This window comes from Hydrogenophaga sp. 2FB (genome assembly GCF_005503365.1).
In the GTDB taxonomy this organism is placed as follows: Bacteria; Pseudomonadota; Gammaproteobacteria; order Burkholderiales; family Burkholderiaceae_C; genus Hydrogenophaga.
The window spans coordinates 1-7,282 of the sequence record NZ_SCML01000100.1 but is presented as its reverse complement, the minus strand read 5'-3'; the positions used below and the strand labels follow the sequence as shown (position 1 = coordinate 7,282).

The following is a 7,282-nucleotide window of genomic DNA, read 5'->3' as shown; positions in this document are numbered from 1 at the left end:
GGCAAGACCGTGACCGTGCTCGCCTACACCGACACCACCTACTACGCCCTGCTCGGCATGCTCAGCAAGGTCGGCCTGACCAAGAACGACGTGAACATCCAGGCCGCCGGCCCGGCCGGCGTGTGGCAGCAGTTCGCCGCCAAGAAGGCATCGGCCATGGCCGGTGTGCCCGACTGGACCGTGAGCGCGATGGACGCGGGCGCGCAGGTCGACATCATGCCGGCCGATCTCTACTTCAAGAGCATGGCCCAGGCCATCCTGGCCTCGGACGAAACCATCGCCAAGAACCCGCAGCTCATCCAGAAGCTGGTGCGCGCCACGATCAAGGGCATGAAGGACATCATGGCCGACCCCAAGGCCGCCACCATCGCCTACGTGGCGCACGTGCCGGTGCACAAGGGCAAGGAAGCCAGCATCCAGAAGGCCTTCGAACTGTTCAACCAGTACGTCTACGCCAAGCAGAAGGTGCCGGGCCTGATGGACGAGGCGCGCCTGGGCGAGCTGCAGAAGTTCTATGTCACCAACGGCGTGGTGCCCAAAGAGACCCCGCTCAAGGACCTGTACACGAACCAGTTCGTGTCGGGCAAGTAAACACATCCCACCCGAGAAAGTCGCGAGATGAAAGACGTACTGCAGCGCTACAGCACCGCGCTCTGGAGCCTGGCTGTGCTGGTGGTGTTCATGGCCGCCTGGGAGTTCGGCCCCGGCGCGCTCGGCGTGCCCGAGTTCGTGCTGCCACCGTTCTCCCGCGTGTGGGACGAAGCCGTGCGCATCTGGGGCACCGAGCGCCTGCTCTGGCACGCGGGCATCACCGCGGCGGAAGTCGTGGTGGGCTTCATTCTGGGTTCGCTGCTGGGCGCGCTGATCGGCTACGCCCTGGGCCTCTCGCCCAAGGTGGAATCCATCCTCTCGCCCTACCTGCTGGCGCTGCAGATCGCACCCAAGGTGGCGTTCGCGCCGCTGTTCGTGATGTGGCTGGGCTACACCATGTACCCCAAGATCCTGGTGGCCGTGCTGATCGTGTTCTTCCCGGTGCTCATCAACGTGCTCTCGGCCATGCGCACCATGGACCACGACCTGATCAACCTCGCGCGTTCGTTCTCCGCCACGCGGCTGCAGGTGTTCCGCATGGTTGAGTTCCCGACCACGCTGCCACCGCTGTTCTCGGGCCTGCGCATCGCCAGCACGCTGGCGGTGATCGGCGTGGTCGTCGGTGAACTGGTGGGCGGCAACATGGGCCTGGGTTACCTGCTGGTGTTCTTCGAAGGTCAGGGCAACACCGCCGGTGTGTTCGTGGTCATCGCCGCGCTCACCGTGATCGGCATCTTTGCCTACTACGCCGTGGTGATCGCCGAGAAGCGCGTGCTGCACTACCTGCCCAGCGCCGAGCGGCGCGTGGCCTGATCCGATGACGAACACCACCATGTCCAACGAAATCGTTCTCACCGGCCGCCGCGTGCTCGTCACCGGCGCGGCACGTGGTCTCGGCGCGAGCTTCGCGCAATCGCTGGTGCAAGCCGGCGCGCGCGTGGTCATCAGCGACGTGCTGCACGAGGCGGGCCAACAACTGGCGAAAGACCTCGGCCCCAACGCCCACTACGTGCCGCTCGACCTGCTCGATGCGAACAGCGTGCGCACCGGCGTGGACGCCGCCGCGCAATGGCTCGGCGGCCTGGACGGCCTGATCAACAACGCGGCCATCACCAACTCGGGCGGCAAGGGCATGAACCAGCTCAGCCCCGAGACCTGGGACCTCGTGATGGACGTGAACGTGCGCGGCACCTGGCTCGTCACCGCCGCCGCCCGCCCGCACCTGGCCGCCAGCGGCGGCGGGCGCGTGGTCAACCTCGCATCCGACACCGCGCTGTGGGGCGCGCCCAACCTGCTGGCCTACGTGGCGAGCAAGGGTGCGGTGATCGCCATGACGAAATCGCTGGCGCGCGAGATGGGCGAGGACGGCACCACCGTCAACGCCATCGCCCCGGGCCTCACCCTGGTGGAAGCCACCGCCTATGTGCCGCAAGACCGGCACGAACACTACCTCAAGGGCCGCGCGATCCAGCGACCCCAGGTCCCCGAAGACGTCAACGCCGCCGCGCTGTTCTTGTTGACGCAAGCCAGCGGCTTCATCACCGGTCAACTGCTGCCCGTCAACGGCGGCTTCACGATGAACTGAAAAGGAGAAACCCATGAGCACTGCAACCATCGACAAACCCACCGCAGCGGCCAACGCACCCGTCTTCAACGAACGCGGCCTGATGGACCCCAACATCCCGTCCGAAGCCGAGACGCAGACCATCATGATGCGCGCCGAAGGCCAGACCTTCGCGCAGTGGATGGACAGCCGCGTCGCGCGCAAGTCCAGCCGCAGCTACGACTGGGACGCGTTGAAGTTCCAGGCCGATTTCGACCCCAAGTACCGCCGCGCGCAAATGCGCTACGTGGGCACGGGCGGCACCGGCGTGAGCGGGGACACCAACACCGTGCCCGCCGCGCACTTCACCTTCTCCACCATGGTGATCCCGGCCGGCAACATCGGCCCCTCGCACATCCACTACGACGTGGAGGAAGTTTTCTTCGTCATGCGCGGTGCCATGAAGGTCGTGTGTGAGAAGGACGGCGAGCGCTGGGAAACCATCGTCGGTGAGCGCGACCTGATCTCGGTGCCGCCTGGCGTGTACCGCGAAGAGCACAACGTGGGCGACGAAGACGCGCTGATGTGCGTGATGCTGGGTTCGCCGAAGCCCATCACCCCCACGTACCCGCCTGACTCGCCCCTGGCCAAGATCAAGCGTTGATCCCCCGTCCTTCCCACGAACCGACATGACACCTCTGCAAGCCCTTGCGTCCTTTCCGCTGCGCGATGCCGCGCTGGCGGATGGCGCGCGCGTGTCGTACCGCGAAGCGGGTTCGGCCGCCGAGGTGACGCACGTGCTGCTGCACGGCATCGGCTCGGCGTCGGGCAGCTGGGTGCGCCAGCTGGAAGCCGCGCAGGGCACATCCTTGCGCGTGCTGGCCTGGGACGCGCCCGGCTACGGCGCCAGCACGCCGGTGGCGGCCGACTGGCCCCAAGCCGGCGACTACGCCGCGCGGGTCTGGGCCTGGCTCGATGCGCTGAACGTGCGCACGCCGGTCACGCTGGTGGGCCACTCGCTGGGCGCGCTGATGGCCGCGCGCGCCGCGTTGCAGGCGCCTTCGCGCGTGCAACGCCTCGTGCTGCTCTCGCCCGCGGGCGGCTACGGCAATGCCGAGGCCGCCGTGCGCGAACAGAAACTGAACGACCGCCTCGCCACGCTGCAACGCCTGGGCCCGCAGGGCATGGCGCAGGCGCGTGGCGCGGCCATGCTCTCGCCCGGGGCGCCGGCCGAGCTGGTCGAGGCGGTGCGCGAGAGCATGTCGCAGGTGATTCCCGCCGGCTACACCCAGGCCGCGCGCCTGCTCGCCCACGGCACATTGGCCGACGACGTGGCGCAGCTGCGTTTGCCCATTGCGGTGGCCAGCGGCAGCGCCGATGGCATCACCACTCCCGCAGCCTGCCAGGCCGTGGCGAAGGCCGCTGGCGTGGCATGGAATGATCTGGGTTCCGCGGGCCATGCGTGCCCGCTCGAAGCGCCCGGCAACGTCAACACCCTGCTGGGTCTCAACTGATCAAGGAACAGACCATGGCCACCACCGAAAAGAACGACGACCGCTACACCGTGCCCGCCCTCATGCGTGGCCTGCAACTGCTGATGCTGTTCAACCGCGACGAGCGCGAGCTGACCGGCGCGGACATTTCGCGCCGGCTCGAACTGCCGCGCGCCTCGGTGTTCCGCATGCTGCAGACGCTGGAACAAGGCGGCTTCGTCGAGCGCGTGGGCGACGGCGCCTATTACAAGCTCGGCCTGGCCGTGCTGCGCCTGGGCTTCGAGTTCCTGGCCTCCATGGAACTCACCGAATACGGCCGCCCGGTCATCGAAGCGCTGCGCGACGCCAGCGGCTACTCCGCCCACGTGGTGGTGCGCGACGGGCGCGACGCGGTCTTCATCGCCAAGGTCGCGGGCCGCAGCGCGCTCTTCCACTCCATCCAGGTCGGCGCGCGCCTGCCGGCCCACGCCACGGTGCTGGGCCGCCTGCTGCTGAGCGACCTCGACCTCGACGGCCTGCGCCAGCTCTACCCCGAGCCCGAGCTGCCCAGTTACACGCCCAAGACACCGTCCACCGTCGAACAGCTCAAGGTGCTGATCGACGCCGACCGCGCGCGCGGCTATGGCGTGAGCCAGGGTGGTTTCGAGACCGGCATCTCCACCATCGCCGCGCCGGTGTTCAACGACCGGGGCGAAGTGGCCGCCGCCGTGAGCATCACCGTGCCGGCGCAGCAAGTGCAGCCCGGCGAGCTCGAGGTACTCATTCAGCAAGTCCGCGAGGCGGCCGATCGGCTCACCGCCCGTATCAGCCATTCGCCCGATCGCGGCGGGTGGCAAACCAAACCAACCGAAAAGAAAGTCGCATGACCTCGACACACAAACGCATCACCGTGGGTGAACTCGCCGCCCGCTTCCTGGAGCAGTGCGGCGTGCGCGCCGCCTTTGGCGTCATCTCCATCCACAACATGCCGATCCTCGACGCGTTCCACACGCGCTCGAAGATCCGTTTCGTCTCCGCACGCGGCGAAGCAGGTGCCTGCAACATGGCCGACGCGTATGCGCGGGTCAGCGGCACGCTGGGCGTTTGTGTGACCAGCACTGGCACGGGCTGTGGCAACGCGGCGGGCGCGATGGTCGAGGCCATCACCGCCGGCACACCGCTGCTGCACCTCACCGGCCAGATCGAGTCGCCCTTCCTCGACCGCGACCTGGGCTACATCCACGAGCACCCGGCGCAGCTGGCGATGCTCAAGTCGGTGGGCAAGGACGCCTTCCGCATCCGCAACCCCGAGACCGCCCTGGCCACCTTGCGCGAGGCCGTGCGCCTGGCGCAGACGCCGCCTTGCGGCCCGGTGAGCATCGAGATCCCGATCGACGTGCAGAAGATGAAGCTGGACCTGCCGGCCGATCTGTCGCCCTTGGCCGTGCCCGCCGTGCAACCCAACCTGGCCGCCGTCGACGCACTGGCCGAGCGCCTGCTGAGCGCCAAGCGCCCGCTGCTCTGGCTGGGTGGTGGCGCGCGCGGCGCGAGCGCCGCGGCGCAGCGCCTGGTGAAGATGGGCTGGGCGGTCGTCTCGTCCGTGCAGGGCCGCGGCATCGTGCCCGAAGACCACCCCGCCACGCTGGGTTCGTACAACCTGCAGAAGCCGGCCGAAGAGTTCTATGAAACGGTGGACGCCATGCTCGCCGTGGGCACGCGCCTGCGCAGCAACGAAACGCTGAACTACAAGCTCAAGCTGCCCGCCACGCGCTACCGCATCGACGCCAACACGCTCACCGACGGCCGCGGCTACAGCAGCGAACTGTTCGTGCACGGCGACGCCGAGATCACGCTCCACGCGCTGGCCGACCGCCTCGAAGGCCGCATGCAGATCGACCCCCAGCTGGCCGCAGACGTGAAGCGCGCGCGCGCCGAAGCCGGTTCGCTGGTGGATGGCACGCTGGGCCAATACGTCAAGCTCAAGAACACGCTCGCCGAGGTGGTGGGCAAAGACCTCTGGTGGGTGCGCGACATCACGCTCTCCAACAGCATGTGGGGCAACCGCGCCCCGGCGCTGAACCACCCGCGCGCCGGCGTGCACGCCCTGGGCGGCGGCATCGGCCAGGGCCTTGCCATGGGCGTGGGCGCGGCCGTGGCCGACGCGGAACACGCGCTGGGCCGCCGCACCGTTTCGCTCTGCGGCGACGGCGGCTTCATGCTCAACGTGGGCGAACTCGCCTGCGCCGCGCAGGAGAAAGCCAACGTGGTCTTCATCGTCATGAACGACCAGCGCTATGGCGTGATCAAGAACATCCAGGACGACATCTACGGCAGCCGCCACGCCTACGTGGAACTGCACACGCCCGACTTCGCGCAGTTCTGCGCCAGCATGCAGGTGCCGCACTACAAATTGTCCGACCCGGCCGCCACGCGCGAGACGCTGGAGAAGGCCTTGGCGCCCGCCAACGGCCCGGTGGTGGTGGAAGTGGACATGAACGCCTGGGGCGCGTTCGCCGTGAAATTCGCCGGCCCGCCCAAGAAGAAGGAAGAAGAGGTATGACCGGTCTTCCACTCGCCAGCGCACACCACGAGGTGACCTCCATGAGTTCCATCCAGCGTGTCACGCTCATCGGTTTTGGCGCCATCGGCCGCACGCTGATCGCGCGCATGGCCGGCCACCCCACGGTACGCATCACGCATGTGGTGGTGTCCGAGTGCCACGTGGCCGACACACAGGCGCAGGTCGGTGATGGCCTGATCGCCACCAGCACCGTGCCGCCCGAAACCACGCTGTTGCTGGAGGCCGCGGGCCATGGCGCCATTGGCAGCCATGTGCTGCCCGCGCTGGAACGCGGCATCGAATGCGCGGTGCTGTCCATCGGCGCACTGTCCGAAGACGGCCTGCCCGAGAAGCTCGCCGCCGCCGCGCAGCGCGGCGGCACGCGCGTGCACCTGCTGGCCGGCGCCATTGGCGGCATCGACGCCATCGCATCCGCCCGCCTGGCCGGCCTGGACAGCGTGACCTACACCGGCCGCAAACCACCCGAAGGCTGGCGCGGCACCCCGGCCGAGCAGGTGACGGACCTGGGCGCGATCACCGAGCCCACCGTGATCCTCGAAGCCACGGCGCGCGAGGCCGCGCACCTGTACCCGAAGAACGCCAACGTGGCCGCCACCGTGTCGCTCGCCGGCCTGGGCCTGGACGCGACCCGCGTGCGCCTGATCGCCGACCCGACCGTGACCGAAAACATCCACGAGATCGATGTGCGCGGCGCGTTCGGCGAAATGCGCATCACCATGCGCGGCAAACCGCTGCCCGACAACCCCAAGACCTCGGCGTTGACGGTTTTGTCCGCCCTGCGCTTCCTGCACAACCGCACTGCGTCCGTCACGATCTGAGGCCCACGCCATGACCGAAAAACTGCAAAGCTTCATCGCCGGCCAATGGCGGGACGCCTCCGGCCCCGAATACACCACCGAATACCCGCACGATGGCAGCGCCGTGGCGCGCCTGAACGCCGCCACCGCCGCCGATGTGGACGAGGCCGTGCAAGCCGCAGAGAGCGCGCGCATGCAGCCGGCCTGGGCCAAGCTCAAGCACCACGAACGCGCCGGCATCCTCTACCGCATCGCCAACGGCATCCGCGAGCGCGGCGAAGAGCTCGCGCAGCTGCAA

General features: G+C 68.3%; 9 protein-coding genes. All 9 read left to right on the top strand.

Annotated features, from left to right (window positions below; translation table 11 throughout):
• A partial coding sequence (locus FFS09_RS30050) for an ABC transporter substrate-binding protein (RefSeq protein ID WP_137922567.1) occupies positions 1–591 on the top strand: 591 nt, incomplete at its 5' end.
• Between the two features lie 27 nt (positions 592–618).
• On the top strand, positions 619–1,404 hold the full coding sequence (locus tag FFS09_RS30045; RefSeq protein ID WP_137922566.1) for an ABC transporter permease: 786 nt from the start codon (positions 619–621) through the stop codon (positions 1,402–1,404).
• A 4-nt stretch (positions 1,405–1,408) separates the two neighbouring features.
• Positions 1,409–2,176, top strand: a complete 768-nt coding sequence (locus FFS09_RS30040; RefSeq protein ID WP_502703772.1) for an SDR family oxidoreductase — start codon at positions 1,409–1,411, stop codon at positions 2,174–2,176.
• 124 nt (positions 2,177–2,300) lie between these two features.
• Positions 2,301–2,798, top strand: coding sequence for a cupin domain-containing protein (locus FFS09_RS30035; protein ID WP_252374571.1), 498 nt, complete (start codon positions 2,301–2,303; stop codon positions 2,796–2,798).
• Between the two features lie 25 nt (positions 2,799–2,823).
• Positions 2,824–3,648: an alpha/beta fold hydrolase gene (locus FFS09_RS30030; protein ID WP_137922565.1), complete on the top strand. Its 825-nt coding sequence runs from the start codon at positions 2,824–2,826 to the stop codon at positions 3,646–3,648.
• Between the two features lie 14 nt (positions 3,649–3,662).
• Complete coding sequence (locus FFS09_RS30025; protein ID WP_137922564.1) at positions 3,663–4,493, top strand: IclR family transcriptional regulator; 831 nt, start codon at positions 3,663–3,665, stop codon at positions 4,491–4,493.
• Positions 4,490–6,166 (top strand): thiamine pyrophosphate-binding protein, encoded by a 1,677-nt coding sequence (locus tag FFS09_RS30020; RefSeq protein ID WP_137922563.1) that lies wholly within the window; start codon positions 4,490–4,492, stop codon positions 6,164–6,166. Before FFS09_RS30025 ends, FFS09_RS30020 begins: the two co-directional genes overlap by 4 nt.
• A gap of 41 nt (positions 6,167–6,207) precedes the next feature.
• Positions 6,208–7,005, top strand: coding sequence for an aspartate dehydrogenase (locus FFS09_RS30015; RefSeq protein WP_137922568.1), 798 nt, complete (start codon positions 6,208–6,210; stop codon positions 7,003–7,005).
• 10 nt (positions 7,006–7,015) lie between these two features.
• Positions 7,016–7,282: aldehyde dehydrogenase family protein (locus FFS09_RS30010; protein ID WP_137922562.1), on the top strand; the 267-nt coding region annotated here is incomplete at its 3' end.